Origin of the sequence: Nonomuraea antimicrobica, from assembly GCF_039536965.1 — a bacterium.
Classification (GTDB): domain Bacteria; phylum Actinomycetota; class Actinomycetes; order Streptosporangiales; family Streptosporangiaceae; genus Nonomuraea; species Nonomuraea antimicrobica.
This window is the reverse complement of record NZ_BAAAZP010000009.1, coordinates 25,193-51,103: the sequence shown is the minus strand read 5'-3', so window position 1 is coordinate 51,103 and position 25,911 is coordinate 25,193. Positions and strand designations below refer to the sequence as shown.

Annotated in this window: 28 protein-coding genes; 14 read left to right on the top strand and 14 right to left on the bottom strand. The window is 71.7% G+C overall.

Annotated features, from left to right (window positions below; genetic code table 11):
* Positions 1–26 precede the first annotated feature (26 nt).
* Positions 27–821, top strand: a complete 795-nt coding sequence (locus ABD844_RS03040) for a ClpP family protease (RefSeq protein ID WP_344873027.1) — start codon at positions 27–29, stop codon at positions 819–821.
* An 84-nt stretch (positions 822–905) separates the two neighbouring features.
* The gene (locus tag ABD844_RS03035; protein WP_344872682.1) at positions 906–1,145 is read left to right on the top strand and encodes a hypothetical protein; all 240 of its coding nucleotides are present in this window, start codon (positions 906–908) and stop codon (positions 1,143–1,145) included.
* 33 nt (positions 1,146–1,178) lie between these two features.
* Here ABD844_RS03035 and ABD844_RS03030 read toward each other — a convergent pair whose 3' ends face one another.
* The gene (locus ABD844_RS03030; RefSeq protein ID WP_344872680.1) at positions 1,179–2,399 is read right to left on the bottom strand and encodes a cytochrome P450 family protein; all 1,221 of its coding nucleotides are present in this window, start codon (positions 2,397–2,399) and stop codon (positions 1,179–1,181) included.
* A gap of 167 nt (positions 2,400–2,566) precedes the next feature.
* The gene (locus tag ABD844_RS03025) at positions 2,567–3,352 is read right to left on the bottom strand and encodes an ABC transporter ATP-binding protein (protein ID WP_344872678.1); all 786 of its coding nucleotides are present in this window, start codon (positions 3,350–3,352) and stop codon (positions 2,567–2,569) included.
* 157 nt (positions 3,353–3,509) lie between these two features.
* Here ABD844_RS03025 and ABD844_RS03020 point away from each other — a divergent pair, with 157 nt between their 5' ends.
* From ABD844_RS03020 to crcB, 7 genes are all read left to right on the top strand, one after another.
* Positions 3,510–4,535 (top strand): ABC transporter substrate-binding protein, encoded by a 1,026-nt coding sequence (locus ABD844_RS03020; RefSeq protein WP_344872676.1) that lies wholly within the window; start codon positions 3,510–3,512, stop codon positions 4,533–4,535.
* A complete protein-coding gene (locus ABD844_RS03015; protein ID WP_344872675.1) occupies positions 4,532–5,374 on the top strand; it encodes an ABC transporter permease in 843 nt (280 codons plus the stop codon). The genes ABD844_RS03020 and ABD844_RS03015 overlap by 4 nt, the downstream gene beginning before the upstream one ends.
* Positions 5,375–5,577: 203 nt before the next feature.
* Complete coding sequence (locus ABD844_RS03010; protein ID WP_344872673.1) at positions 5,578–6,792, top strand: GDSL-type esterase/lipase family protein; 1,215 nt, start codon at positions 5,578–5,580, stop codon at positions 6,790–6,792.
* A gap of 244 nt (positions 6,793–7,036) precedes the next feature.
* Positions 7,037–7,429: a BTAD domain-containing putative transcriptional regulator gene (locus ABD844_RS03005; RefSeq protein ID WP_344873025.1), complete on the top strand. Its 393-nt coding sequence runs from the start codon at positions 7,037–7,039 to the stop codon at positions 7,427–7,429.
* 198 nt (positions 7,430–7,627) lie between these two features.
* Positions 7,628–8,122, top strand: coding sequence for a fluoride efflux transporter FluC (locus tag ABD844_RS03000; protein WP_344872671.1), 495 nt, complete (start codon positions 7,628–7,630; stop codon positions 8,120–8,122).
* Positions 8,119–8,475, top strand: a complete 357-nt coding sequence (locus tag ABD844_RS02995; RefSeq protein ID WP_344872669.1) for a DUF190 domain-containing protein — start codon at positions 8,119–8,121, stop codon at positions 8,473–8,475. The genes ABD844_RS03000 and ABD844_RS02995 overlap by 4 nt, the downstream gene beginning before the upstream one ends.
* Positions 8,472–8,834, top strand: a complete 363-nt coding sequence (crcB, locus tag ABD844_RS02990; protein ID WP_344872667.1) for a fluoride efflux transporter CrcB — start codon at positions 8,472–8,474, stop codon at positions 8,832–8,834. Before ABD844_RS02995 ends, crcB begins: the two co-directional genes overlap by 4 nt.
* A gap of 124 nt (positions 8,835–8,958) precedes the next feature.
* Here the strand turns inward: crcB and ABD844_RS02985 are convergent, their stop codons facing one another.
* Together ABD844_RS02985 and ABD844_RS02980 are read right to left on the bottom strand one after the other, a co-directional pair.
* Entirely contained in the window at positions 8,959–10,110 is a 1,152-nt protein-coding gene (locus ABD844_RS02985) for a lactate 2-monooxygenase (protein ID WP_344872665.1), read from the bottom strand.
* A 112-nt stretch (positions 10,111–10,222) separates the two neighbouring features.
* Positions 10,223–11,443 carry an MFS transporter gene (locus ABD844_RS02980; RefSeq protein ID WP_344872663.1) on the bottom strand — a complete coding sequence of 407 codons (1,221 nt, stop codon included), beginning with the start codon at positions 11,441–11,443 and terminating at the stop codon, positions 10,223–10,225.
* A 55-nt stretch (positions 11,444–11,498) separates the two neighbouring features.
* Here ABD844_RS02980 and ABD844_RS02975 point away from each other — a divergent pair, with 55 nt between their 5' ends.
* A complete protein-coding gene (locus tag ABD844_RS02975) occupies positions 11,499–12,563 on the top strand; it encodes a LacI family DNA-binding transcriptional regulator (protein ID WP_344872661.1) in 1,065 nt (354 codons plus the stop codon).
* Here ABD844_RS02975 and ABD844_RS02970 read toward each other — a convergent pair.
* The 4 genes from ABD844_RS02970 to ABD844_RS02955 all read right to left on the bottom strand — a co-directional run bounded on the left by ABD844_RS02970 (position 12,544) and on the right by ABD844_RS02955 (position 16,518).
* Positions 12,544–13,536: a hypothetical protein gene (locus ABD844_RS02970; protein WP_344872659.1), complete on the bottom strand. Its 993-nt coding sequence runs from the start codon at positions 13,534–13,536 to the stop codon at positions 12,544–12,546. The two genes, ABD844_RS02975 and ABD844_RS02970, sit on opposite strands and share 20 nt — an antisense overlap.
* Before the next feature lie 81 nt (positions 13,537–13,617).
* Positions 13,618–14,004: a VOC family protein gene (locus tag ABD844_RS02965; protein WP_344872657.1), complete on the bottom strand. Its 387-nt coding sequence runs from the start codon at positions 14,002–14,004 to the stop codon at positions 13,618–13,620.
* A gap of 34 nt (positions 14,005–14,038) precedes the next feature.
* Positions 14,039–15,256, bottom strand: coding sequence for an MFS transporter (locus tag ABD844_RS02960; protein ID WP_344872655.1), 1,218 nt, complete (start codon positions 15,254–15,256; stop codon positions 14,039–14,041).
* A gap of 53 nt (positions 15,257–15,309) precedes the next feature.
* Positions 15,310–16,518: an MFS transporter gene (locus ABD844_RS02955; RefSeq protein ID WP_344872653.1), complete on the bottom strand. Its 1,209-nt coding sequence runs from the start codon at positions 16,516–16,518 to the stop codon at positions 15,310–15,312.
* Positions 16,519–16,611: 93 nt separating this feature from the next.
* Here ABD844_RS02955 and ABD844_RS02950 point away from each other — a divergent pair, with 93 nt between their 5' ends.
* Positions 16,612–17,661 (top strand): MFS transporter, encoded by a 1,050-nt coding sequence (locus ABD844_RS02950; protein ID WP_344873023.1) that lies wholly within the window; start codon positions 16,612–16,614, stop codon positions 17,659–17,661.
* A gap of 115 nt (positions 17,662–17,776) precedes the next feature.
* On the opposite strand, the gene ABD844_RS02945 is transcribed toward ABD844_RS02950, so the two are convergent.
* Both ABD844_RS02945 and ABD844_RS02940 read right to left on the bottom strand, forming a co-directional pair.
* Complete coding sequence (locus tag ABD844_RS02945; protein WP_344872651.1) at positions 17,777–18,295, bottom strand: SRPBCC domain-containing protein; 519 nt, start codon at positions 18,293–18,295, stop codon at positions 17,777–17,779.
* A gap of 509 nt (positions 18,296–18,804) precedes the next feature.
* On the bottom strand, positions 18,805–19,134 hold the full coding sequence (locus tag ABD844_RS02940; protein ID WP_344872649.1) for a hypothetical protein: 330 nt from the start codon (positions 19,132–19,134) through the stop codon (positions 18,805–18,807).
* 268 nt (positions 19,135–19,402) lie between these two features.
* Here ABD844_RS02940 and ABD844_RS02935 point away from each other — a divergent pair, with 268 nt between their 5' ends.
* Entirely contained in the window at positions 19,403–20,341 is a 939-nt protein-coding gene (locus ABD844_RS02935) for a DUF1838 family protein (RefSeq protein WP_344872647.1), read from the top strand.
* 65 nt (positions 20,342–20,406) lie between these two features.
* On the opposite strand, the gene ABD844_RS02930 is transcribed toward ABD844_RS02935, so the two are convergent.
* Genes ABD844_RS02930 through ABD844_RS02915 form a run of 4 tightly spaced genes read right to left on the bottom strand, consistent with a single transcriptional unit; the run spans position 20,407 to position 24,218 of the window.
* Entirely contained in the window at positions 20,407–21,006 is a 600-nt protein-coding gene (locus tag ABD844_RS02930) for a GTP-binding protein (RefSeq protein ID WP_344872645.1), read from the bottom strand.
* Positions 20,987–21,385, bottom strand: coding sequence for a DUF742 domain-containing protein (locus ABD844_RS02925; protein WP_344872643.1), 399 nt, complete (start codon positions 21,383–21,385; stop codon positions 20,987–20,989). The genes ABD844_RS02930 and ABD844_RS02925 overlap by 20 nt, the downstream gene beginning before the upstream one ends.
* On the bottom strand, positions 21,382–21,816 hold the full coding sequence (locus ABD844_RS02920; protein WP_425568498.1) for a roadblock/LC7 domain-containing protein: 435 nt from the start codon (positions 21,814–21,816) through the stop codon (positions 21,382–21,384). The genes ABD844_RS02925 and ABD844_RS02920 overlap by 4 nt, the downstream gene beginning before the upstream one ends.
* Positions 21,813–24,218, bottom strand: coding sequence for a sensor histidine kinase (locus tag ABD844_RS02915; protein ID WP_344872641.1), 2,406 nt, complete (start codon positions 24,216–24,218; stop codon positions 21,813–21,815). Before ABD844_RS02915 ends, ABD844_RS02920 begins: the two co-directional genes overlap by 4 nt.
* A 349-nt stretch (positions 24,219–24,567) precedes the next feature.
* On the opposite strand from ABD844_RS02915, the gene lepB reads away from it, so the two are divergent.
* Together lepB and ABD844_RS02905 are read left to right on the top strand one after the other, a co-directional pair.
* A complete protein-coding gene (lepB, locus tag ABD844_RS02910; protein WP_344872639.1) occupies positions 24,568–25,095 on the top strand; it encodes a signal peptidase I in 528 nt (175 codons plus the stop codon).
* A 135-nt stretch (positions 25,096–25,230) separates the two neighbouring features.
* A complete protein-coding gene (locus ABD844_RS02905) occupies positions 25,231–25,839 on the top strand; it encodes a short chain dehydrogenase (RefSeq protein WP_344872637.1) in 609 nt (202 codons plus the stop codon).
* Positions 25,840–25,911: the final 72 nt, after the last annotated feature.

Here is a 25,911-nt window from a genome sequence, read left to right as displayed (position 1 = left end):
GCGAGCAGTCGTCGCCGCAGCGGACGATCCTGCTCGGCGGGGCGCTGGAGCCCGGCGGCGCCGAGCGGATCGCCGCCGAGCTGCTCTCGCTGGCGCGGGACGACTCGCTGACCGACATCGTGCTGCTGATCGAGTCCGTGGGCGGTCCGGTCCAGGCCGGCCTCGACCTCGTCGACGTCATCGGCTCCGTCGGGTGTGATGTCGCGACGTACGCCACGGGGCTCGTCTCGGACATGGGGCTGCTCGTCCTCGCGGCGGGCGCCAGGGGCAAACGCCACGCGTTCCCCCACGCCCGCCTCGTGCTGCGGCGACCGCCGGACGCCCGCGTCATGAGGCGGCCACCGCCGGACGCGGCCGGGAGGTTCCCTGACGACCGGGGGATGCGCTCGGCCCTGCGCGAGGTCGCGCTGGTGACCGCCGAGCGGACCGGGCGCCGCGTCGAGCGGGTCCTCGCCGACATGAGGGCGGAACGCTCGTTCGGCGCTGAGGAGGCCCTCGCGTACGGTTTCGTGGACGAGGTCGTCCACCAGCGCAAGCCTCTCGGCCAGAAACCGCCCGATCGGGACCGGGACGCCGACGGCGGCACCCTGTTGCACCAGGCGTACTACGCGGGCGACCGAAGCGCCGTCGAAGCGCTGCTCGCCCGGGGCGCGGACGCCGGTCTGCGCAACCGGTTCGGGCTGACCCCGCCGCTGACGGCCGAGGTGCGAACGGCCGAGTCCCAGCTTCGCGACCTGGCGGGCCTGGTCCACCCCGCGCACAGTTGGGGACACGTCGGTCCGCCCGCGTACCCCGGCGCCTCTATGCCCGACCGCACCTGAACGGACTCCGCCTCCGCCGCCGGGCTCTGCGCCCTGCTGCGCGGCCACGACCCGGACGTCTACTCCTTCGCGCTGGCCAGGGCGGTGCGCGTCGGCGAGCCACGCGCGGTCCTGAGGTCCGCGATCAAGGTGGGCCGGCCGGAGTCGCTCGACCAGCTCGAAGCCCTCCTCGACCGGTACGGCACGGCGGAGATCGCGACCGACTACCTCAACTGCGGCTCGCGGGGACTCGCCGACGCGGGGAAGCGGTGGGCGCGCGAGCACCGCTACGAGATCCAGACGTGGTTCGGCGGCGGAGGCCCGGGCAGGTGGGGCACCGGCTGATCCCGGCGGCCGACCGGCCCGGACGACGGCGCTTCAGCGCCCGGCGAGGCCGAGGTTGACCGGCAGGGACAGCGGGCCGACCGTGAAGAACGACGGCGAGTACGGGATGTCTGCGGGGTCGATCGCGAAGGTGAGCTCCGGCAGCCGCCGGTAGAGCGAGGCCAGCGCCAACCGGCTCTCCAGCCGGGCCAGCGGCGCCCCAATGCAGTAGCGCGGGCCGTGTCCGAAACCGAGGTTTCCCGACTGCTCGCGGGTGAGGTCGAACCGGTCCGCGCTCTCGCCGTACTCGGCCGGGTCCACGCCGCTCGCCTGGTAGACCACGCCCACCGCGCGGCCCTTGGGGATGTGCACCCCGGCGATGGTGACGTCCTGCGCCGTGAAGCGGAAACTGGTCATCATCACCGAGTGGCGGTAGCGTACGGTCTCCTCGACCACGTCGGCCCACCGGTCCCCGGCCTTGGCCAGCGCGAGCTGCCCGGGGTTCTGCGCCAGGGCCAGGATGGCGTGCCCGAGCAGGTGGACGGTGGTCTCGTGACCGGCGACGAGCATGAGCCACAGCACGCCGACCAGTTCCTCGGTGGTGAGCTTGTCGCCCTCGTCCCTGGCCTGGACCAGGCCCGAGGTGAGGTCGTCGCCCGGTTCGCGCCGCTTGCGCTCCGCCAGCTCGTGCAGGAACGCGTACAGGTCGTTCTGCGTCGCGAACGCCACCTCCGGCGGGGTGGTGTGCGCCAGCAGCGTCGCGGTCCAGTTGCGCAACCGGAGCCGGTCCGTGGCGGGGATGCCGAACAGCTCGCAGATCACCCACATCGGCAGCGCCTCCGTGAAGGCGGGAACCAGGTCGACGCCGTCACCGGCGGCCATCACGTCGTCCAGCAGGCCGTCGATGATCTGCTGGATCCTCGGCTCCATTGCCTGTGCCCTGGCCGGGGTGAACGCCTTTCCCACCAAACCGCGCAGCCGCCTGTGGTCGCCGCCGTCCATGGTGGACAGGTGGCCGCCCTGGACGATGGCCCGCAGCGGCCAGTCCTCGGGGATCGACCCGTCGTACAGGGCGGGCCAGTGCTGGGGGTCCCTGAGGAAGGTCCTGTTGTCTCCGGCGAGGATCTCTCGTACGGCCTGGTGGGTCAGCGCCAGGTAGGCGGGCACGCCACCCGGGAATTCCACCTCGACCACGGGAGCCGTCTCCCGGAGCCGGAGGCAGGTGTCGAGCGGGTTTTCGGCCACGGCGGGAAAGGCTGGGAGCTTTGTCGTCATTTATCACCCTTGGAGAAGGAGAGCCGGAAAACAACCAGTGAGCACATCCAATATCCGGTATGAGCAAGAAACAACACCGGCGCGGTGATCAGTAAGGTGATGGTCGCCTCACGCTCGCCCGCACCGGCCGTACCTCTCTCGGGGCCTCTCTCGGGGCCTCCCCCGGCTCACTGCCCCTTCTCCTGGGCCACCGTCGGCGGGGCCCGCTCCACCAGCAGTTCGTGCAGGTCGGCGCTGCACCGGGCGACCTCTTCGAAATGGGCGTCGCGGCCCAGGGTCCGGGGGCGCGGGATGCGGATCTCGACGACCTCCCTGATCCGCCCGGGACGCGGCGTGAGCACCACCACCCGGTCGGCCAGGAGCACCGCCTCGTCGATGGAGTGGGTGACGAAGACGATGGTCGAGCCGCTCTCCATGTGCACGCGCCGCAACTCCACCGACAGCTCCTCACGGGTGATCGCGTCGAGCGCGGAGAACGGCTCGTCCATCAGCATCACCCGGGGGTCGCCGATCAGCGAGCGGCAGAGGGAGACCCGCTGCTGCATCCCGCCGGACAGCTCGTGCGGCAGGCGCTTGTCGAACCCGCCCAGCCCCGCCAGCTCCAGCAGCCGCAGGGCGCGCTCACGGTGGGCCGCCCGGCGCCAGCCGAAGATCTCCACAGGAAGCAGCACGTTGTCGAGCACCGACCGCCAGGGCAGCAGCGCGGGCCGCTGGAAGAGCATCGCGATGTCGCGCCGCGCCTTGGTGACCCGCTCGCCGGCGACCGTGATCGTGCCCTCGGTCGGCGGCAGGAGACCGGCGATCAGCCGCAGAAGTGTGGACTTGCCGCAACCTGATCGGCCGACCAGCGCGACGAACTCGCCCTCGGCCACGGTCAGGCTGATGCCGCGCAGCGCCTCGACGACCCCGGACCGACCACAGAAACTACGGGAAACCCCGGCCAGCTCAATCATGCGCCCGGCTCTCCATCTGACTGCGATTTTGACCCAGGCGAACCAGCATATACGGATTGGCAAGAAAGAGAAGTCTTATGTGGCCAGGGCCATTTCTTGTATCGTTTAATCCGTTTACCGGCCGAAGACTCAGGCACCTCACCCAGGGAAGCGGTGCATGAACAGGCTCATCCGTACGGTCGCCGCCCTCGCCTGGGCCTGCCTGCTCGTCGTCGCCTGCGCCGGTCCCGGCGGTCAACAGCAGACGTCGACCGCCGGCGGCGGACCGCTGGAAAAGGTGACCTACCTGACCTCCTTCGGCAACTTCGGGCGCGACGCGTACGCCTGGGTCGCGAAGGAGAAGGGCTTCTTCCGCGAGGCCGGCCTCGACGTGGACATCAAGCCCGGCGGCGGCACCGGCGACAACATCTCCAAGGTCGAGGCAGGGGCGGCGATGTTCACCCCGGTCGACCTCACCGGCCTGCTGCTGGCGCGCGGCAACGGCGGCGCCGGGAGCGTCGTCGTGGTGGCCGGGATCCAGCAGCGCACCATGGCCGCGCTCATCAGCCTCGAAGGCAACGGGATCACCACGCCGAAGGACCTGGAGGGCAAGACGCTCGCCGACAGTCCAGGCTCGGTGGTGCGCAACCTCTTCCCCACCTACGCCAAGCTGGCGGGCGTCGACGCGACCAAGGTCACCTGGGTCAACGGCGCACCCGCGAACCTCATCGGCCTGCTGGCCGGGGGCACCGTGGCGGGCATCGGCCAGTTCGTGGTGGGCGAGCCGACCGTGGAGTCGGTGGCCAAGGGCAGGCAGGCGGTCGTGCTGCCGTACAGCGAGGTGATGAGCGATCTGTACGGCAACGTCCTGATCACCACGACCAAGACCGCCCAGGAGCAGCCAGACCTGGCCAAGCGCTTCATCGCAGCCCTGATCAAAGGGCTCGTCCACAGCATCGACCACCCTGACGAGACCGGGCGGATCCTCCAGAAGCACGTCCCCGCGTCGGCACCGGCCCCCGCCGCCGCCGAGTGCACGCTGATGGGCGCCTTCGTCCGGCCGGAGGGCTCGGGCGACGTGGTCGGCACGATCGACACGAAACGGGTCGCCCGCACCATCGAGCTGCTCCAGGACGCCGACGCCATGCCGTCCGGGCTGACCCCCGACCAGCTCATCAGCGCGGACCTGACGCCGAAGCCTTGACCGCGCGAGAGGCACACCAGGTGGCCGAGGCGGGCGGCACGCGGCCCGCGAGAGGTGTCGTACGCGACCGGAGCGCGACGGTCGCGGCCGTGGGATGGCCCGCGCTCGGGCTCGTGGTCGCGATCGCCGCCTGGTGGACGGTCACCTCGGCGTTCCCTCTCGTGCATCCGGCGGTGCTGCCGCCGCCCGCCGAGGTCCTGGCCGCCTTCCTGGCGAGGTCCGCGGAACTGCTCGGCGGGCTGGCCACGACCACGCTGGAGACGGTGGCCGGTTTCCTGATCTCCGTGGTGGCCGGGGTGCTGATCGGCCTGCTGCTGGCCGCGTCGCGGGCGGCCGAGCGGATGTTCTCGCCCCTGCTGGTGGCGGTCAACGCGGTGCCGAAGATCGCGCTCGGGCCGCTGCTGGTCGTCTCGCTCGGCTGGGGGCAGCGGCCGATCCTGACCATGGTCTTCCTGCTCTCCTTCTTCCCGATCGTGCTGTCCACCACCACCGGTCTGACCACGACGCCCGCCGAACTCGCCGAACTGGCCCGCTCCCTGGACGCCTCGCGCTGGCAGACGTTCCGCAAGGTACGGTTCCCGGCCGCGCTGCCGCACGTCTTCGTCGGGCTGAAGGTCGCCATGCCGCTGGCCGCGGTCGGCGCGGTGATCGGCGAGTTCCAGGCCGGCGAGGGCGGACTCGGCTACCAGATCGTCCAGTACAGCGGCATCGCCGACAGTGCCACCGCCTGGGCGGCGATCACTCTGCTGGCGGCCATGAGCGTCGCGCTCTACTCCGCCCTCGTGCTGGCGGAACGACTGGCGCTGCCCTGGGTACGCGAGACCACGTCGGAGCGCTGACCGCGACACCACCCGTCCACGGCGGATGACCGGCAGCACGAAAAACGCGCTGCCGGACGGCGGGAAACGCCCGCCACCCCGCCGGCTTACCGCGGACATCGCCGCTGGTGGGAGATAGTGAGGCGACGAAGACCGCAGAGGAGGTGGCCCTCCTCGCCACGGACGCGGACGGCGATGGCCCCATACGGGAGGAAATGCCAGCAATGAGTACCACACCGGCGACCGGCCCGCAGGGCCTCACCGACGTAACGATCAGCACCGAACTGCTGCGCGGAGCGCTGGAGCTGGAACGCACCGAGCGCGGTGTGGTGCCGCACCGGCTGCCGGCCCGTGCCCGGGCGCAGGGCGCGGACGAGCAACTGCTGATGGCGGAGGCGCAGCCGGCCGGGGTGCGGCTGGCGCTGCGTACCACCGCCAGGGTGCTGGAGCTGGACACCATCCCGACCAAGCGCGTCTTCCCCGGCGCACCCTCGCGGCCGGACGGGGTCTACGAACTCCTCGTGGACGGGCGGCCGTTCGGCGCGGCGGTCACCACGAGCGAGCAGGGCGGGGACGTCGTGACCGTCGACCTGTTCACGGGCGCCGCCGAACTGCGCACCGGCGGCCCGGTCACCCTCAGGTTCGAGGGCCTGCCGGAAGGGCCCAAGGACCTCGAGCTGTGGCTGCCGCACGACGAGATCACCGTGCTCGCCGCACTGCGCGCCGACGCCCCGGTCGAGCCCGTACCGGACCGCGGGCGCCGCTGGTGGCTGCACCACGGCAGCTCGATCAGCCACGGCTCCAGCGCCGCCTCCCCCACCGGCACCTGGCCGGTGATCGCCGCCCGGCTGGCCGGTGTCGAGCTGGTCAACCTGGGCCTGGCAGGGAGCGCCCTGCTGGACCCGTTCACCGCACGCACGATCCGCGACACCCCCGCCGACCTGATCAGCCTCAAGCTCGGCATCAACCTGGTCAACCTCGACCTCATGCGCCGCCGCGCCTTCCGCCCCGCCGTGCACGGCTTCCTCGACACCATCAGGGAGGGCAGGCCCGACACCCCGCTGCTGGTGGTCTCCCCTCTGTACTGCCCGATCCACGAGGACACCCCCGGCCCTGCCGACTTCGACCGCGCCGCGCTGGCCGAGGGCCGGATCAGCTTCCTGGCCACCGGCGACCCGGCGGAGCGGGCGGCAGGGAAGCTGACGCTGAACATCATCCGCGAGGAACTGGCGCAGATCGTCCGGCAGCGCGCCGCCGACGACCCCCGCCTCCACTATCTGGACGGACGCGAGCTGTACGGCGCGGCCGACTACACCGACCTGCCGCTCCCCGACGAACTCCACCCCGACGCGGCCACCCACCGCCGCATGGGCGAGCGTTTCGCCGAACTTGCCTTCGGCGAGGCAGGCATTTTCGGCAGAGTTTCCGGCAGAGTTTGAGCCCTGCGCACTTACCGGGGCCACCGACGCCACCGGCGGTCACTAACATTTCTCTGCCATTCCGCTGAATTGCGCGCTTTCCTTGACAAGAAACACGGCCACCGCAAAGCTCTCCCGCTCGCGGCGCTGCTGCTCAACGAGAACGAGGCGGTGACGAGCGCGAACTCGACCTCCACCACCTTTCCACGCTGATGGACCAGGCAGCCAAAGCCCGAGCCGGCCTCGACCTCGCCACCGAGTACGCCTGCCTCGGCCGGGCCATCGGGTCGTCGGCAGGTTGCGGGAACTGACGCGCGAGCATCCGTTCCAGGAGAGGTGGTGGCAGCAATTGATGATCGCCTTGTACGGATCCGGCAGGCAGGTCGAGGCCCTGGACACCTACCGCGAACTGCGCCTCCTGCTGAACCGGGAGCTCGGCATAGAGCCCGGCCCGGACGCCGCGGCCGTCCACGAGGCCATCCTGTCGGCCCGGCTGCCGCTTCCCGCACCCACACCCGCACCCGCACCCGCCCCTGCACCCGCACCCGTCGCCGTCGCCGTCGCCGTCGCCGGAGAACGTCCGATCTGCCGGGCCTGGCGTTTTCCCGCACGCCGGAGCGACGGCGGGAAAGCCTCGTCGAGGTGCGGCCGAGCCTGACCCGCCACGTGCCGGGAGACTCTCGCGGACCGGCGCTTCGGCCCTTCGGGATTGGGTAGAGGTGCGGCGTTGCCGGTAGAGTGGTGGGATTCGCGGCGGTGGGGCCCGCCGCCCCGGCCATCGGCCGGGAAACCGCGGTTGGCGCCGCCAACGGTCCCTACCAGAGGAAATGCGTGTCGTTCTGGTAGGGAGAGCTGTATGAACGAGCCTGTCACACCCGTCGATCCCGACGTCGACGTGCACGCCCCCGCCATGCGCGGGGAGTTGCGGCCTCGGGCCTGGCCGGTGCTGGCGGCCATCTCCGCGGGCGGCGTGCTGGGCGCGCTGGGGCGCTTTGCGGTCTCCGTCGCGCTCCCGCACGGCCCGGGGGGCTTCCCGTGGTCGACGTTCCTGGTCAACGTGTCGGGCTGTCTCCTGATCGGCGTGCTCATGACGCTCATCGACCAGGTCTGGACAGGGCGGCGGCTGCTGCGCCCGTTCTGGGGCGTCGGCGTGCTCGGTGGCTACACCACCTTCTCCACGTACGTCCTGGACATCCACACCGCGCTGCGCGCCGGCGCGCCCGGCGTGGCCCTGGCCTACCTGGCGGCCACGCTGGTCGCCGCCCTGCCGGCGGTCTGGGCGGGCGGGGCTCTCACCAGTCAGGCGCTGGCCATCGCCCGGCGCCGGAGCGAACGCAGGAGGCAGCGGTGAAACTACACGGACCCGCGCTGCGGCTGACCGTCTTCATCGGCGACACCGACACCTGGCACCACAAGCCGCTCCACCACGAGATCGTGCACCGGGCGCACACGGCCGGGCTGGCCGGTGCGAGCGTGTTCCGCGGCATGGAGGGTTACGGGGCCTCCAACCGCGTCCACACCACGCGCATCCTGTCGCTGTCACAGGATCTGCCCGTGGCCGTCATCATCGTCGACACCGAGGAGAGGATCCGCGCCTTCCTCCCCGAACTGGACGAGTTGATCAGCGAAGGTCTGGTCATCCTCGACCAGGTCGAGGTGATCCGCTACGCGGGCCGCACTCCCGGGCCGGCGGACGACCGATGACGGTGCTGCTGGTGGCCCTCGGTGCGGCGATCGGGGCTCCTTTGCGCTACCTGACCGATCGTCTGGTGCAGGCCCGGCACGATTCGGTGTTTCCCTGGGGCACCCTGGCCGTCAACGTGGCCGGGTCGTTCGTGCTGGGGCTGCTGGTGGGGCTGCCCGCCGACGCGGCCTGGTTCGCGGTGGCGGGCACCGGGTTCTGCGGCGCGCTGACCACGTACTCCACTTTCAGCTACGAGACGCTGCGGCTCGTCCAGGACGGCTCCCGCTTCTATGCCCTGGCCAACATCGTCGCCAGCGTGGTGGCCGGGCTCGGCGCGGGAGCGGCAGGACTGCTGGCGGCTCAGGCCATCGCCGGGTGACGCCTTGATCATCTCTCCACGCCATTCGAGACGGACGAGGCGACCGGATCCGTACACTTTTCTGCGCGTTGCCCAAGGGCTTCCGTCCCTCCCGACGAATAACCCCTCGGGGAGGCGTCCGCGATCAGCGGGTGACGAGGTCGGGGCCCACGTCGGCGAGGGTGGAGCGGCCGGACAGGGCGAGGGTGAGGTCGAGGTCGGCCATCAGGCAGCGCAGCACGTGCCGCACCCCGGCCTCGCCGCCCAGGCCGAGGCCGTAGGCGTAGGGGCGGCCGATCATGACGGCCCGCGCGCCGAGTGCCAGGGCCTTGGCGACGTCGGCGCCCGTGCGGACACCCGAGTCGAAGAGGACGGTGATCTCCCCGCCGGCCTCGGCGGTGATCGCGGGAAGCGCGTCCAGGGAGGCGATCGCGCCGTCGACCTGGCGGCCGCCGTGGTTGGAGACCACGATCCCGTCCATCCCCGCGTCCACGGCGCGGCGGGCGTCCCCGGCGTGCTGGATGCCCTTGAGCACGATCGGGCCGTCCCACTCCTGCCGCAGCCACGCCAGGTCGTCCCAGGTCAGGCTGGGGTTGCCGAAGTTGGCCGCCCAGTGCAGCAGGGCGAGGTCGCGGTTGGCGTCGGTGACCGGGCCGCCGATCGCCTTCTGGAACACGGGGTCGCTCCAGAAGTTCTGTACGCCGATCCCCCGGAGGAACGGCAGGTAGGCCCGGTCGAGGTCGCGCGGCCGCCACGCCAGCGTGCACGTGTCGAGGGTGACGACCAGCGTGCTGTAGCCCGACGCCGCCGCCCGGCCGACGAGGCTGGCGGCCAGGTCGCGGTCCTTCGGCCAGTACAACTGGTACCAGCGGGGACCGGCCTCGGCGGCGACCTCTTCCATCGCGGTCGAGGCGGCCGTGGAGAGCGTCATCGTGACACCGAGCGCTTTGGCCGCGCGCGCGACCGCGAGTTCGCCGTCCTCGTGGAAGATCCGCAGCACACCGACCGGGCCGAGGATGATCGGAGCGGGCATCGGCGTGCCGAGGATCGTGGCCGACAGGTCGCGCTCGGCGACGTCACGGAGCATCCGCGGCACGATCTTCCACGCGTCGAACGCGGCGAGGTTGGCGCGGGCCGTCCGCTCCGCGCCCGCCGAACCGGCGACGTAGTCGTGGGCCTGCGGCGTCAGCCGCGCCCCGGCCACCTCCTCCAGGCGGTGCAGGTTGGTCGGCAGGTCGGGGACGATCCCGTCGAGGCCGGCCAGGTAGATCTCGTGCTGGAAGTCGGCGAGGTTCACTGGGGTGCTCCGGCCTACGCGACGCACTGGATGGCGGTACGGGAGGAAAAGATCGGCAGCGTGTGGTTCATGATAACTTTCCAGCCATTCACGTCAACGTGTGCCAGGCCGGTCAGGTGCGGATCGAGGACGGCTCCTCGTCCCGGGGAGGGCTGACGGCCCCCGCCCGCCTGAGCACGGACAGCGCCGGGATCGTCGCGGGAAGCACCGCGGTCAGCGCGGCGACGCCGAGAAATGCCTTCTGCACGCCGGTGGCGTCGGCGAGCAGGCCGAAGCACGCCGGTCCGGCGAGATAGCCGAGATAGGCGACCGTGGAGATGGCGGACGTGGCCCGCCCCCGCGACCCGTCGGCGACCGGGCGCAGCCCGTACGACAGCAGGGTGGGAAAGAGCACGGAGGTGCCGACGGCGGCGGCGGTGATGCCCACCAGCGCGAGCGGCGGCGTGGCCGCGAACGCCGTCAGGAGACCTCCCGCCGTGGCGATCGTGCTCGCCACCACCAGCGTGGCGATCGCGCGGCGCAGGGTGATCGCGGCGGTGGCGAGACGGGTCAACGCGGCGGTCGTGGCGAACGCGGCCGGTGCCACGGCGGCCAGCGCGGGCGAGGCGGTGAACGCGTCGGTCAGCAGGACGGCGGCCCAGGTCTGATACGCGTTCTCCGCCGCGAACGCCAGTGCGCCGATCGCGCCGACCACGAGCAGGCCGGTCCACCACGGCGTGCGTCCCGCGGGTTCGGGACTCCCCGGCGCGTCGGCGTCCCGGGCCGGAGCCGAACGTGTGGCGGCGACGACGCCCAGGCCGAGAGCGACGACGACCACCGCGGCCACGGCGAAGGTCACCAGCAGCCTGCCCGCCGTCGCGGAGAGGGCTCCGGCGCTCAGGCTCGCGACCGCCACCGAGGCGGAGAACGCCGCGTGCGAACGGGCCACCACCGGGCGTCCTGTACGCCTTTCGACCGTCGCCGCCAGCGTGTTGATCGCCACGTCGGCCGCTCCCGAACTGGCGCCCACGCACAGGACCCCGGCGCACAACGCGACATAGCTCACCGAGGCCGCGGACAGCACCACGCCCATGAGGCCCAGCAGCGCGAGCAGCACGCCGGTGACCCGCAGCCCGAGTGCGTCGACCAGCCGTCCGGTCAGCAGCATGGCGGGCAGCGCTCCGGCGCCCACGAGCAGCAGCGCGAGGCCGAACTCCGCATCGCCGACCCCGGCTCTGGCCCGCAGCAGGGGCAGGGTGGCGCCCCACACCCCCCAGAAGACGCCGAACCCGGCGAAGGCGAGGAACGGCGCCACGCGTAACGCCAGGGAGGGACGAACGGTCACGATCGACATGTGTGTAACGTTACACAGAGCGAGCTGTGTAACGCTACATGCCTAGGATGGCCTCGTGCCGACGAATCCCAGACGCGTGACGCTGAAGGACGTGGCGGCCCGCGCCGGGGTGTCCGTCATGACCGCCTCCTACGCCTTCAACCGGCCGTCCCGGGTGGCCGCCGCCACCCGGGACCGCGTGCACCGCGCGGCCGACGAGCTGGGCTACCGCCCCGACGCCGTGGGCCGCGCGCTGAAGTCCGGTCGTACGCGGCAGCTCGGGGTGGTCTTCAGCGAGCACCTGACCTACGCCTTCGACGATCCCCAGGCCGCACAGTTCCTGGCCGGGGTCGCGGAGGTCTGCGTCGAGCAGGACCAGGGCCTCACCTTCATCCCCACCAGGGGCGACGCCGCGGACACCGGTCGTGTGCTGTCCGCGGCGGTCGACGGTTTCGTGCTGTGGACCACCGCGGACGACGACCCGGTGCTGGCGGCGGTCGCCGGCGACCCTCGCCCAGCGGTCGTCCAGGGAGGCCCGGCACGCGAGGGGATCGCCTGCGTCACCCAGGACGACTACCGGGCCGCCCACGCGCTCGCCGCCCACGGGCTCCGCGACGGCCGGCCGCCCGTCGTGATCTCCTTCCCGCTCGACCGTGACCGCGAGCACCTGGTCACGACCGGCGCGAACCTGCCGTCCCACATACCGTTCCCGGTCACCGGCGCCCGGCTGCGCGGCTTCCGCGCCGCCATCGAACAGGCCGGGCTCAGGTGGACGGACATCCCGGTCGCGGTCGTGGCGCGCAACACCCAGCAGGACGGCGGCGCGGCGGCGCGCGCACTCGTCCCGCACCTCTCCCCCGGCCCGCTCGTCATCGCCATGAGCGACGAACTCGCCCTCGGAGCCCACCACGCCCTGCGCGACACGTTCCCGGACGCCGCCTACCTCGGCTGGGACGCCTCACCGGCCGGGCGGCGACTCGGCATCACGTCCGTCACCAACCCGCTGCGCGACCAGGGCCGCCTCTGCGCGCGTCTGGCGCTCGACCCCGCCCTGCCGGACGACCGGGAGATCCCGTGGGCCATCACCACCGGCCCCGCGCCCGCCGCCGGGGCCGGGCCCGTCACAACCGCCGCAGGGTGAAGGTGTCGACGGGCTTGCCCGCGAACAACAGGTCCATGCGGCCGCTCAGCACGTAGTGGCGACCGCTCGGGTCGGCGACGGCCGTGGTCGGGGCCGGGTCCTTCCAGGTCGTCTGGCCGGTGACCCGGGCGCTCTTCCAGTCCTTGGCCGGCCGTACGACGGCGACCGCGTCGGCGGGGGTGTCGCTGAGCCGGTTCCGCACCACCAGGAGCGACCCGTCGTCACGTACGGCGAGGCCGTCCGCGCCGGTCAGAGGCTGGTCGAGCGGCACGGGGCGCAGCGAGCCCGGATCTCCCGCCGGCACCCGCCACAGCGTGCCGTCGTCGGTCTTGGCGATGACCAGATGACCGTCCTGCCAGGCGATGCCGTTGGCCGCGAAGCCGTCGCCGCCGAGCCGGGCGTCGCGGAGGAAGACCGACGCCCGGCCGTCCGTGCCCACGCGGTAGACCACGGGCGCGAAGGAGTCGGTGACGTACGCCGTCCCGTCAGGGGCGATCGCGATGTCGTTGCCGAAGTGGTTCTCGCCGGCCCGACCGGCGGTGGCGGCGAGGTCCACGTAGCGCACCCGCCGCCCGGTCCGCAGGTCGTACACGCCGAGCCCGGCGACCCGCTTCCTGGTCGCGGGCGTGGAACGCTCGCCGGCGCCGTCGTCGGCGTTCGCCACGTACAGCAGCCGGCGGGCCGGGTCGATCCTGATCCCGACGGAGGAGATCAGCTTCGGATCGTTCACCAGCGTCTCCGCCGACCCGTCCGGGCGCACGACGGACACGGTCCCGTGGCGCATCGAGCTGACCAGGAACGCCCGGCGTACGGGGTCGTAGGCGACCCCCTCAGGGTGCAGCGTGGGCGCCTGGCCGTTGATCACCGCTGGATGCCGGACGGCCGTGGCCGACGCGGCGGCCGGCGCCAGGGCCACGGTGAGCGCCACCGCCACCGGCACGCCGAGGACACGGTGGACGAATGTCGAAGGCACGAGGGTCTCCTTATGAGGTGTTTCGCGTGGAGTGCGGATGAACCGAGCGAGGCGGTCGTCGGTGGTCGGGGACGGAACGGCTCACCGTTCGGCGTCCTGGGGGTACCAGCGCAGCTCGACGGTGTTGCCGTCCGGGTCGCGCACGTACACCGACTGCGCGACGCCACGCGCGCCGGACCGGCCGACCGGTCCCTCCAGCACGGTGAAAACGCCGGAGTCGATCACCTGCTGCCAGTCCAGGGGGTCCACGACCAGGCAGATGTGGTCCACGTTCGACCCACCGCGCGGGCGGTGGAGCAGGTCGATGATGGTGGACTCGTTCACCCTCACCGACGGGAAGGACACCTGCCCCGCCCGCCACTCCGCGACCCGCTCCTCCTGGAGCCCGAGTGTTCCCGAGTAGAACTCCAGCGACCGTTCGACGTCCCGCACGTTGAGCACCAGGTGGTCAAAGGCTTTCACGCGCATCGGCGATCTCCTTCTTCTGCATGGGAGGACTGGTCTACTTACCTGCGGGCACCGGCGCGTCACCGGGGACCGCGCGTACGGTCTTCCGCCGGGTGACGAGGGTGAGGAGCAGCGAGGCAGCCGTCAGCGCCACACCGAACCAGACGACGCTCGTGACGCCCACATGGTCGGCGAACAGCCCGCCGAAGAGCGCCCCGAGCGCGATCGAGGTGTTGTACGCCATCGTGTTGAGCGACATCGCGGCCTCGAACGTGTCGGGCGCGGCGGCCTGCGTCATGTTGATCTGGGACAACTGGACGACCCCGAAGGAGACACCCCACAGGACCAGCGACACGATCGAGCCGACCGGCCCGTGGCCGAACGCGAGCAGCGCCAGCAGCGACACCACGAGTCCGGCGCAGCCCGCGAGGAAGCTGCCCCGCAGGCTCCTGTTCACCGTGAATCCGGCGACGAAGTTCCCTGCCGCGCCTCCCACGCCGTAGACCATCAGCACGACGGTGATGAAGAGCGGGGTGGCGGCGGCGCTCTGCTCCAGGTAGGGCCGCACGAACGTGTACGCGCCGAAATGGCCGAGCACGAACAGCACGACGGTGCACAGCACCAGACGCAAGGGCGCGTTCCTGAGCGGGAGCCCGAAGACCTCCCGTACCGAGACCGCGTTCGTCGACGGCAGTGACGGGATGACGGTGACGACCGCGAGGAGCACCAGGGCGCTGAGCCCGGCCCAGATGAGGAACGTGGTCCGCCACGTGGTGAGGCTCTCCAGGACGGTTCCCAGGGGTATGCCGACGACCGCGGCGACCGAGATGCCGGACATGACGATCGCGGCGGCCCTGCTCGCGTGGCGTCCGGGGACGAGGCGCATGGCCATGCTCACGCCGATGGCCCAGAACACGCCGCTGGCGAAGCCCATGACGAGCCGCGTCGTCAGGACCAGTGGGTAGTTCGGGGAGATGGCGGTGATCGTGTTGCCCACGGTCAGGATCACCAGGAGCGTCGACAGCAGGACGCGCCGGTTGACGCGCCTGGTCCAGGCCACGATGAAGGGCACGCCGAGCCCGGCGGAGACGCCGTACAGCGTGACCATCAGCCCGGCGGCGCCCACGGAGATGCCCAGGCTCGCGCTCACCGGGGTGAGCAGGCCGACGGGCATCAGCTCGGTCGTGAGGAAGACGAAGAGACTGGCCGTGATCGCCGAAACGCCGAGCCATGATCTCAAGATGGAGTGCGGGTGATTGTCGTTGGTGACCATTCTCTTCTTCTCATTGGTTCGGTGGAAACATCAGGAATGAACTGCGGGATCGGTCAGAGTCGCTTGGCGTGGACCCGTTCCAGCGCCCACAGCACGAAAGCCGCGGTGCACAGCCCGCCGCCGAGCAGGGTCACCCCGGTCCAGCCGGCCGTGGTCCAGGCCACCGAGGTCAGCAGCGACCCGGCGGCGCCCCCGAGAAAGCACGAGGTCATGAACGCGGAGTTGAGCCGGTTGCGGCTTTCTGGGCGCAGCGCGTAGATGACGTTCTGGTTGGCGTTCAGCACCGCCTGGTGCGACACGTTGAACAGCACGACCCCGACGGCGAGCCAGCCGGGCGAGAGCGCTCCGGCGCCGATCACCGGCCACGACAGCGCCAGGACCGCGGTGCCGACGCCGCTGACCTGCTGCACCCGTCCGCGGTCGGCCAACCGGCCCGCGATCGGCGTGGTGACCGCCCCGACGACCCCGACCAGGCCGAACATGCCGATGGCCGCCTCGCTCCAGCCGTACGGCGGGCCTGACAGCAGGAAGGTGACCGCCGTCCACAGCACGCTGAACGTGGCGAACGACAGCGCGCCGATCCCGGCCCGCCAGCGCAGCAGCGGTTCGTGACGGAACATCGCGAGCGTCGACCGCAGCAGCGCCGGATAGGACAGCCCGACACGGGTGTGCAGGCGCGGGAGGAACCGCCACAACAGGACGGCGACGACCGACACCAGGACCGCGTTCAGCCAGTAGATCGTCCGCCAGCCGCCGAGCGCGGAGAGCGTTCCCGAGGCCGTGCGGGCCAGCAGGCCGCCGAGCAGCAGGCCCGCCATGACCGTCCCCACCACGCGCCCGCGCTCGCCGGGCGCCGCGAGCGTGGCCGCGTACGGGACCACGACCTGCGCGGCCACCGACGTGATCGCGGTCAGCGCGGTCCCGGCCAGCAGCACGGGACCGCTCGGCGCGAGGGCCGACACCAGCAGGAACACCGCGGTGACGGCGAAGAGCAGGACCGCGAGGCGGCGGCGTTCGACCAGGTCGCCCAGCGGAACCAGGAGGATCAGCCCCACCGCGTACCCGCCCTGGGCGGCGGTCACGATCAGCGCGGCCATGGTGGTGCCCAGCCCCAGCTCCCGCCCGATCACCTCCAGCAGGGGCTGCGCGAAGTAGTTGCCGGCGACCGAGAGCCCGGTGGCCACCGACATCAGAAGCAGGATCCCGCGATGCAGCCGCGGAGCGGCCGCCGGGGCGGGTGCCCGCTTCAGGGATTCCTTCATGCGCTCAAGAGTGCGCGAGAACCGATCTATGAGTCCAACACATACTTTTCATGGGTATCGATCGTGATTCACTATCGTTGAGACGGATCCCCGATCTGGCCGGATCAGGCAGGCGACCGGTTCGACGCCCGTACCGTCCTGGTGGGCACGTACGTGATCCGCGCGCTCGGCTTCGGCCTCTACCCGCTCGTGGACGGCTTCGGCCCGCTCGTCGCGGTCGCCGCCGTCATCGCGGCCGGGGATCGCGCGTACTATCCGGCGTCGGGCAGCCACGTCGCCGCGCTCACGGAGGGCGGGGGCAGAGACCGGCTCTACGCGGCGCAGGCGACGGCCCGCAACGTGGCCTTCGGGCTCGGCGGTCTCCTGTCGGCCACGGCCGTGTCGGTGGCGGGCCAGACCGGATTCGCGCTGATCGCGGCACTCAACGCGATCAGCTTCGCGGTGGCCGCGGCCTGCCTGCTCCTGCCGCGCAGCGTCCGGCCGCGCGCGTCCGGGGCCGTCCGCGCGGGTGAGCGGCCGGGTGGCGGCTATCGGCGGGTGCTGGGCGACCGGCCGTTCATGGGGCTGGTGCTGGCCGAGCAGGCGTTCACGCCGGCCCACCTGATCCTCTCCGTGGGGCTGCCGTTGTACGCCGTCTCGGCCCTCGGGACGCCACTCGCCCTGCTGGGCATCCTCTACACGGTCAACACGCTGCTCATCGCGGCGGGGCAACTCCCGGTGCGGCGCTTCCAGCGCCACGCCCGGCGTACGCACGCGATGGCGCTGGCCGGAGCCGTGTTCGTGCTCTCCTGCGCCCTGTACGCCGCGACGGCGTTCCTCCCCTCCGGCCTGCCGAGAACCTGCGGTCTGGTGGCCGCGACCCTCGTCTTCACCCTCGCCGAACTCCTGCACACGGCCCCGGCCGCCGCGCTGGCGGCGGGCACGGCGCCCCCGGCGCTGCGCGGCCGTTACCTGGCCGTCCATCAGATGACGTGGTCGGTGGGCCAGGTGCTGGCGCTGGCCGGGTTCTCGGCCCTGATCGGCGTGGCCCCGCCGCTGATCTGGGCCGTGCTGTCCGCCTTGCTGGCACTCGCCTGCGCCGGGCTGCTGCGGCTGGCCGCCCGGCTGCCCGCGTCAGCCGTGGCTGCCCCGGGCGACGGCTGAACGAGCACTGCCTGGCGGGACGGTGACGCCGGAGAACGACGGGACGGCCGGGGCCGGTGGCCCAGGGCTCCCAGGGCTCCCAGCGGCATGATCGGCGCAGTGGTGGTGCGGCGGGTCAGGCGTCGGCGGTGTCCCCGCGCAGCGCCGCGGCGAAGCGTCGGCCCGGCCCCGGGTCGACCCCGAAGCGCTCGGCGTAGAGCTCGTGGAGCTCCGCCCACGGCTCGTGCGCCACCTCTTCCGAGACGAACTCACCGGCGAGATGCGGCTCGAGCCGCGACAGGTAGGTCTCCCAGCCGGTGGCGGTCTGCGCGGTGAGGCCATGGTCGTCGATGACGTGGGTGAAGACCAAGCGGCAGCCGCCCCCGTCGGTCGTCAGGTCGAAGCCGTAGAGCTGACCGGCATAGGTCCAGGCCAGGCGATGGGGTGGAACGACCTCGGTGACTTCGCCGCTCTCGCCGGCGGCCTCGAAGGTCTCGCCCCTCGCCGGCGTCCAGTCGGCGGCCGCCGGGAACCAGCGCTCCAGCTCGGCCGGCACGCTGACGGCCCGCCACACACGCTCGATCGGGTACGGGAGCGCGCGCTCGAAGCGCAGGGCCGGGCGGCCGTCGATCGTCTCCAGGGTTCCGTGAATCATGGGTTCTCCTCCAGGTGTCGTTCCAGGGCGTCGAGGCGCCTCGGCCAGAGCACGCGACAGGGCTCCGGCCACCGGTCGACCTCGGCGAGGGCCTGGGGCGCAGCGCGTGGACCCGCCACTTGCCCTCCGTACGCACCACGAGGATCGGTCCTCCCGGCGCTCAGTTCGTGGTACGTGACGGCATCCTCGGCCATGACCCCCACCATATGCAAGCAACAACTTGCCTATCAACCCGGGCGACCCTTGCGACTCACGACGAGGCGATGCGGCCAGAAAAGGATCGGGCCGCCGTCGCAGCCCGCTGGTCAGCGGGTGGCCGGGGTGCTCAACCCGGCGGCCAGGCCCACGCCCAGCTCACCTGCCACGAGCGGCGAGCGGCGAGCGGCGAGCGGCGAGCGGCGAGATCGGGACGCAAGAGGGCGCCCGGGGGTTCTCCCCCGGGCGCCCTGCGGCGCCGGTGGCCTGCCGGAGCCGGACTCCGGCCGGGTCAGCCGGCCGTCGTCCCTCCTCTAGGAGGGGAGAACCGGGAAGCAGTGTTCTCCTCTGACCCAGAGCGGGCCTTCCGCCCATCCCGTCCGGCAGTGGTACCGCTGCCAGAAGATCGGGCCCTGGATGACGACGTTGTGCAGCGGCCCCCAGTGGTCGGGCCAGCAGTGCCGCCCGTGGACGGCGAAGTCGTCCACGTCGAGGTACCGGCACTCGAAGACGTGCGGGTGCCCGGACTGGACGGCGACCTGCGGGGTGGTGGTCCTGGCCTGGTCGGCGAGCGCGGCGGGCGCCAGGCTCAGCAGGCCGACCACGGCGGCGGCCGAGGCGAGCGCGTGACGACGGATAAGCACGACGGAAGTCTCCTTTCACTCGAATGGAACCGTCGCTACGCACAGTAATCTTATGAATACTCAAAGTAAACAGACCGGAAGGTTACCCCACCGTGACGATGCCCGCGCCGCCGTGCTGGTCACCGCTGGTCATCGGGGTGGACACCCGAGTGGACAAGCCTTCGCGCGGCATGATCACAATATGGCGCTGTTCGCTCGATTCCCTCGCGGCACCGAAAGGCCGAACGTGATCAGAAAAGGCATTACCGGGCTACTGGCCTCGATCGCCATGCTCCTAAGCACCAGCACTCCGGGCGCGGCGGCGCACGACGAGTCCCACGGTCCCACACATCCCGGGCCGCTCTACGCGACGGTCACCGACCCGAGCGGGAAGCTGTCCTTACAGACGTTCGGGCGGCCGGACGGAAAGGACATGGTCTTCCGGATCTCCGGCTCGGTGTACGCCAACGTCGAGGGCAACAGTCTGGACCCGGCGATCCGGCACGGCCAGAAGCTGTTCAACATCGAGGGCTACAACATCCGGCGGCTCTACCGGGTCCCCGACACCAACCAGCTCTACCAGCTCTCCCGGGAGATCGTCTTCTACACCGACCCGGCGGACCCCCAGCGCGTCCTGCGCGAGTGGACGAACCCGATCGACGGCAAGACGTACCCGGTCGTGCCCATCAACAATGACACGGTCAACTTCGGACCGTTCCCGATCACCCCTTCGTACGCGGGCCCGCCGCTGCAGCAACTGCACGACGAGACGTTGTGGACCAGCGACATCGGCGTACGCACGAACTTCGCCGCCACGCTCGGCGAGCGGTTCGGCCTGACCGGCGGCGTCTACGCCGCGCAGGAGATGTTCGACTTCTCCGTCGATCAGCGCGAGGTGGCGGCCCGCACCAAGCCCGGCGTGCCGTACGGGGCGATGAAGACGAAGATCAGCTGGGCGCGGACCAGCCCGTGGGCGCCCTTCATGTGCCTGCCGGAAAGCGACGTGCGCGGCCAGCTCACCTACCACGCCCGTAGCTGGTCGCTGGGCTCCTACGGCCAGATCGAGCCGTGGCTGCGGGCCGAGGTCGAGGCGAACCACCCGCTGTACCAGGCCGCCCCCGCCGAACCCGGGCCGAGCGAGAACTCCTGGACGTCCTTCTACAACAAGCAGCTCGGCAAGGGCACCACCACCTGGGCAGGATGGTGCGCCGCCAACGGCCGCGCCTGAACGCCCCGATGACCGGCCGCCGCCCACCCGGGCGGCGGCCGGTCAGGACCCGGACACGCGGCCGGTCAGGACACGGGGTGCGGTGTGCTGGGCGACTGGGCGGCCATCAGGAGATCGATGAGCGCCAGCAGCACATCGCGCCCCTCCCTCCGGTCGCGGGCGTCGCAGAGCAGCAGGGGCACCTGCGGATCGAGGTCGAGCGCCTTGCGGATCTCCTCGTGGGTCCGGTCCCGTACGCCGTGGAAGCAGTTGACGCCGACGACGAACGGGATGCCGCGGCTCTCGAAGAAGTCGATCGACGCGAAGCTCACCTCCAGCCGCCGGGTGTCGACCAGGACGACCGCCCCCAGTGCCCCGTTGACGAGGTCGTTCCACATGAACCAGAACCGTTCCTGCCCGGGGGTGCCGAACAGATAGAGCACGAGCTGCCGGTTGATGGTGATGCGGCCGAAGTCCAGCGCGACCGTGGTGGTGGCCTTGCCGCCCACGCCGTCCAGATCGTCCACGCCGACGCTGGCGTGCGTCAGGTACTCCTCCGTACGCAGGGCGGCGACCTCGCTCACCGCGCCGACCATGGTCGTCTTCCCGACGCCGAACCCGCCGGCGATCAGGATCTTCACGGCCAGGGGAGCATCGTCACCGTGGTCAGAGTTCGCGTAACCCATCCCTCACCGCCTCCAGGATTGAAATGTCGGGGAGACCGCCTGCCCGCGCGAAAGCCAGCGGTGGCCGGGCCCGTACCTGGCCCGACTCGATCAGATCGCCGATGAGAATCTTGGTCACCGACACCGGGAGGTGCAGCGCGGCGGCGATCTCGGCCACCGCCAGGGGCCGCCGGCAGAGACCGTGGACGGTACGGTGCTCCGGCTGGAGCCTGCGCCGGTCGCGTCCCGGCTCCGCGAGCACCTCGGCGACCGCCGTCACCACGGTGATCAGCGTCAGGTCGTCCCGCTCGGGGGTGGTTCGCCCGCCGGTGATCGTGTAAGGACGGACCAGGGACCGGTCGGCGTCGTCGTCCGCCTGGCCCTCCGTCCAGTGCCTCATCCGTGTCCCCCTATGTCGCGGCCCTGCGGGGTGCGGGCGTCGGTGCCCAGCTTCTGCCCGACCTGCTGGATCAGCGTGTGCATCGCGACGCTCATCAGCTCGGCGTCGACCTCCTGCGAGGCGAGCACGGCCAGATGGGTGCCCCGGCCCGCCGCGGTGATGAACAGCCACAGGTCGGCCATCTCGATGATGACCTGCTGGACCGGTCCGCCGCTGAAGAGCTGCCCGACGCCGCGGGCCAGGCTCTGCTGGCCGGTGGCGATCGCGGCCAGGCGTTCGGCGTCCGTGCGGTCGATGGTCCTGGACCGGCTGACCACGAGGCCGTCGTCGGACAGCACGATGGCGTGCCGGGTGCCGGCGACTTGATCCACCAGGCCGTCCAGCAGCCAGTCCAGGTCCCTGTTGGTGGCGGTGGTGCGCTGCGTCATCATCGATCTTCCGTCGTCGGGGTGGTGGGTTCCGGGGATCCGCCCGGCCGGGGCGGGGCGGCGTCGTCATCGGCGCGGCGCTTGCGCGACTGCCGTTGGAACGCGCCGATGGTGGCGCCGGATCGGCGCGGTTGGTCGCGCGCGGCCCGGCCTTCCTGGTCGCGGTCGTCCGTGTCCACGGGGGCCTTCAGCTCCTCGGCCAGGCTGGCCTGGCGCACCCGCTGGGGCAGCGGACGGCGGGCGTACGGCGCCGCTGCGCCGCCATGGTCCTGTGGTCCTGCCGGGCCCTGCTCCGGCCCCGGCGAGCCTGCCTGGGCGGTCACGGACGCCATCGCGCGTCCTCTGGAACGGGTCGGCAGCGCACCGTCCTCGCGGGCCGGGCCCGCCTCCGACGCCTCCGACCCGGGTTCCGTGTTGGCCGCGGTGGTGGCGGTGGCGGTGGCGGCCTCCTGGGGGGCCTCTTCTGGGCGCTCGGCCGGTTCGGGAGCGGCGGGCGGGCGGTCCACGATCAGCGGTTCCTGGAGGAGCACGACGACCCGGGTGCCGCCGAAGGCCGACGCGCGCATCTCCACCTGAAGGCCCAGATTCGCGGCGAGCCGGGCGACCACGTACAGGCCCAGGCGTACGTCGTCGGCGTGGGTCAGCACGTCGAGCTGGGGCGGCGACTGCAGGAGGGCGTTGACGGCGGCGTACTGCTCGGGTTCCATGCCCAGGCCGCGATCCTCGATCTCCACGGCGACGCCCCGGCCGACCGCCGCGGCCCGTACCTCGACGGGGGTCAGCGGCTTGGAGAAGGTGGTGGCGTTCTCCATCAGCTCCGCCAGGACATGGATCAGCGAGCCCACCGCGCGCTCGGCTATCCAGGGCTCGCCCTCGACGTCGATCGAGATCCGGCGGTAGTCCTGGACCTCGCTCTGGGCGGCGCGCAGGATGGCGAGCAGCCGTACCGGCTTGCGCCAGCGCCGCTGCGGCTGCCCGCCGCCGAGGATCACCAGGTTCTCCTCGTAGCGGCGCAGCCGGGCGGTGAGGTGGTCCAGGTCGAACAGCCCCTCCAGCACCTCGGGGTCCTCGTGCTTGTGCTCCAGCTCGTCCAGCTTCTTCAACTGCAGGCCGATGAGGATCTGCGTGCGGCGGGCAATGCGCTGGAGCATGCGCTGGAAGCCGCGGTGCTGTTCGGCCTGCCGTACGGCGGTGCGGACGGCGCTGCGGCGGGCCAGGTTGAGCGCGTGCCCGAGTTCGCCGAGCTCGTCGCCGGTGGGCGTGATCATGGGCACTTCGGCGTCCGCGTCGACGTCCTCGCCGCGCCGCAGCCGGGCGACCACGTCGGGCAGCCGCTCCTGCAGTTCGTGGGCTTCCTGGCGCAGGTGCGTGATCCGCCGCCGCAGCACGGCGGTCAGCCGCCAGCTCGTGAGGACCACCAGGCCCAGCGCGAGCAGGCCGACGGTGGAGATGCTGACGAAGACCGTGAAGATCATGTTCGCGTGGCCGTAGCCGATCTCGGTGACGTGCTCGAACCGCAGGCTGAGCAGTTCGCGCAGTTGCGTGGCGACCGTCTCCGTCGAGGAGCGCCAGGTGGCGCTGTCGTCGCGGAGCCTCAGCTGATCGCCGTCGGCGTTGCCCGCGGCGAGGGTCAGCCGCCCTTCCACGGCGGTCATGGCCCGCCACGCCTCGCCGTCCGTGAGCTTGGCGTACCGGGTCTCCTCGCCCGTGAGTGCGGGGACCACCCGGGCGTGCATGAGGTGGTTCCTGGTGCCGATGGCCTCGGTGGCGAGGCCGTACTCGGTCTTCGTGAGCCGGCCGGTCTCCCAGCCGCGAGCCAGCAGGGCGTCTTCCCTGCCGAGCAGGTCGATGATCCAGAGCAGGTCGACCAGCGGCTGCGACGCGGTGTTCACCTGGCCCTCGTCGGTGTGGCTGAGCGCGGTCAGCACGCCGAGGCCCGACTCGACGACGCCGCTGTAGTAGTCGAACGCCTGCCGGCTGCCGGACGAGCCCTCGTCCACCGCGCGACGCTGCTGCTCCAGGAGGTCGAGGCCGCGTACGGTCCGGGAGATCGCGGCGGTGAGCCCCACCTGCCCGTTGGCGACGTCCAGCGCCGTCAGGGGGCGGAAGGCGCGCACGGCCTCGTCGGTCGCCTCGCGCTGCTCGGCCAGACTCTGACGGGCGGCGCTCCCGGGACCGGCCTGGCTCCTGGGACCGGCCAGCACACGCGCGGTGACCTGGCGCTCCTGGTCCAGCGCGAAGAACAGGTCGATCGAGGGCCTGCCGACGACCGTGGTGGCCAGGTCCATCTGGGCCTGCTCCGCCTGCCACTGCGTGAAGAGCTGGCGCATGCCCGACGCCAGCAGCGGAGTGAACGTCACACTCGGCACGATCACCACGATGAGCAGCACGGTACGCAACGGCAACCGGCGTCCACCCGCCGGTCGCCGCGGCCCGCCGCCGGCCGGTCCAGCCGGTCCGTTACCGCCGTTCTGGCCGCCGCCGGCCGGCCCCGCCGGTCCGCTGCCGCCGTTCTGGGCCCCCGTGCGTTGTCGCCTGTTCCTGCCCCATCCAGCCACGTGCAGGACACTCTCCTCGCCGGTTGGTGAAGCCCATGATGAATGATCGCCGTACAGGCGATCGGTGCCAGATCGTAGTCATACGGCAGGTATGCCGAAAGCCCCAGTTGTACCGCTCCCGCGCCGACCTGGCCGAGCGGCCCGTCCACCGGTGCGCGTGGCGCTCGTCGGGGCCGCCGTCCGGGATAATGCCGTGGTGATTCCTTTACGCGTGGCCGCGGTGGCGCTGCTCTGCCCGGTCCTGTTCGCCACCACGGGCTGTGCGCTGCTCGGGGAGGCCGTCGGCACTTTCTCCTTCTCGATGTCGAGCGAGTCGATGCTGCCGACCGTCGAGAAGGGAGCGCGCCTCACGGTTCGGCGGGCCGTGGGTGGCTACGTCCCCCGCCCGGGTGACGTCGTCGTGTTCACACCGGCCGACTGGACGGGTATCACCCCGGACGCCGGGCACGTGTCGAGGGTCATCGGCGTACCGGGAAGCACCGTGGTCTGCTGTGACTCCCAGGGGCGCCTCGAAGTGAACGGCAAGGCGCTGGACGAGCCGTACCTCGCCCTTCCGCCCGCTTCGCACGTGCCGTTCAGTGTGCTGGTCCCGGCGGGCCGGCTGTGGATGATGAGTGACAATCGCCACGTCGCCCTGGACTCCCGCGCTCACCGTGGTGACCCGGGCGAGGGCACCGTGGCGGTCTCCGACGTCGACGGCCAGGTGAGTCTGCCGGTTCGATAGAAGGCGGAGGGCCGGTCCAGGCGCGGCACCCGATCCTGTACCTGGCAGGTGTACTCCCGGCAGTGCGCTGGTTACGACCCGGCGGGTGGCCGCAGGCTGGGTCCGTACGCCACTTTCGAGGAACGGGGGCATCACATGAAGGTTCTGGTGATCGGTGCGACGGGGACCCTGGGCCGCGCGGTGTGCGCCGCGCTCGCCGTACGTCACGACGTGGTGGGGGCCTCCCGCGGCGGCCCGATCAAGGTAGACCTGGCGGACGCCGCGTCCGTGGACCGGTTGTTCGAGGAGGTCGGCCCGGTGGACGCGGTGGTGGCCTGCGCGGCGAGCGGCGCGATGACGCCGCTGAGCGGGACCTCGGACGCGGACTTCTGGAACGGCCTCCAGGGCAAGCTCGTCGGCCAGGTCAACCTGGTACGCCGGGCGCTCGCGCACCTCCCGCGCGGCGGGTCCGTCACGCTCACCAGCGGCCGGTTCGCCGAGCCGGTCCCGGGAAGCGCGCTCGGCCATCTCGTCAACGCGGGGCTGGAGGCGTTCGTGCACGCCGCCGCGATCGAGTCGCCTCCCGGCGTCCGGTTGAACGTCGTGAGCCCCGGCTGGATCCGCGAGACGCTGCTCGGCCTCGGCATGGATCCGGCCGACGGCACCCCCGCCGCCGAGGTGGCCCGCCTGTACGTGGAGGCGGTGGAAGGCGACGCCCACGGCCGCACGCTGACCGGGCGCGGCGGCCCCGCCGCGGCCCGCTGAGAGCGGTGGACGCCCCCGCGCTGCCTGCATCTCACAGGTGCAGGCTCCACAGCGGCAGGTACGGCATCCTTG

Excerpts from the sequence above, each read along its gene's own strand:
- ABD844_RS03030 (WP_344872680.1), bottom strand. The coding sequence starts at position 2,399 with ATGACGACAAAGCTCCCAGCCTTTCCCGCCGTGGCCGAAAACCCGCTC.
- ABD844_RS03025 (WP_344872678.1), bottom strand. The coding sequence starts at position 3,352 with ATGATTGAGCTGGCCGGGGTTTCCCGTAGTTTCTGTGGTCGGTCCGGG.
- ABD844_RS03020 (WP_344872676.1), top strand. The coding sequence starts at position 3,510 with ATGAACAGGCTCATCCGTACGGTCGCCGCCCTCGCCTGGGCCTGCCTG.
- ABD844_RS03010 (WP_344872673.1), top strand. The coding sequence starts at position 5,578 with ATGAGTACCACACCGGCGACCGGCCCGCAGGGCCTCACCGACGTAACG.
- ABD844_RS03000 (WP_344872671.1), top strand. The coding sequence starts at position 7,628 with ATGAACGAGCCTGTCACACCCGTCGATCCCGACGTCGACGTGCACGCC.
- crcB (WP_344872667.1), top strand. The coding sequence starts at position 8,472 with ATGACGGTGCTGCTGGTGGCCCTCGGTGCGGCGATCGGGGCTCCTTTG.
- ABD844_RS02980 (WP_344872663.1), bottom strand. The coding sequence starts at position 11,443 with ATGTCGATCGTGACCGTTCGTCCCTCCCTGGCGTTACGCGTGGCGCCG.
- ABD844_RS02965 (WP_344872657.1), bottom strand. The coding sequence starts at position 14,004 with ATGCGCGTGAAAGCCTTTGACCACCTGGTGCTCAACGTGCGGGACGTC.
- ABD844_RS02960 (WP_344872655.1), bottom strand. The coding sequence starts at position 15,256 with ATGGTCACCAACGACAATCACCCGCACTCCATCTTGAGATCATGGCTC.
- ABD844_RS02955 (WP_344872653.1), bottom strand. The coding sequence starts at position 16,518 with ATGAAGGAATCCCTGAAGCGGGCACCCGCCCCGGCGGCCGCTCCGCGG.
- ABD844_RS02945 (WP_344872651.1), bottom strand. The coding sequence starts at position 18,295 with ATGATTCACGGAACCCTGGAGACGATCGACGGCCGCCCGGCCCTGCGC.
- ABD844_RS02935 (WP_344872647.1), top strand. The coding sequence starts at position 19,403 with ATGCTCCTAAGCACCAGCACTCCGGGCGCGGCGGCGCACGACGAGTCC.
- ABD844_RS02930 (WP_344872645.1), bottom strand. The coding sequence starts at position 21,006 with ATGGGTTACGCGAACTCTGACCACGGTGACGATGCTCCCCTGGCCGTG.
- ABD844_RS02925 (WP_344872643.1), bottom strand. The coding sequence starts at position 21,385 with ATGAGGCACTGGACGGAGGGCCAGGCGGACGACGACGCCGACCGGTCC.
- ABD844_RS02920 (WP_425568498.1), bottom strand. The coding sequence starts at position 21,816 with ATGATGACGCAGCGCACCACCGCCACCAACAGGGACCTGGACTGGCTG.
- ABD844_RS02905 (WP_344872637.1), top strand. The coding sequence starts at position 25,231 with ATGAAGGTTCTGGTGATCGGTGCGACGGGGACCCTGGGCCGCGCGGTG.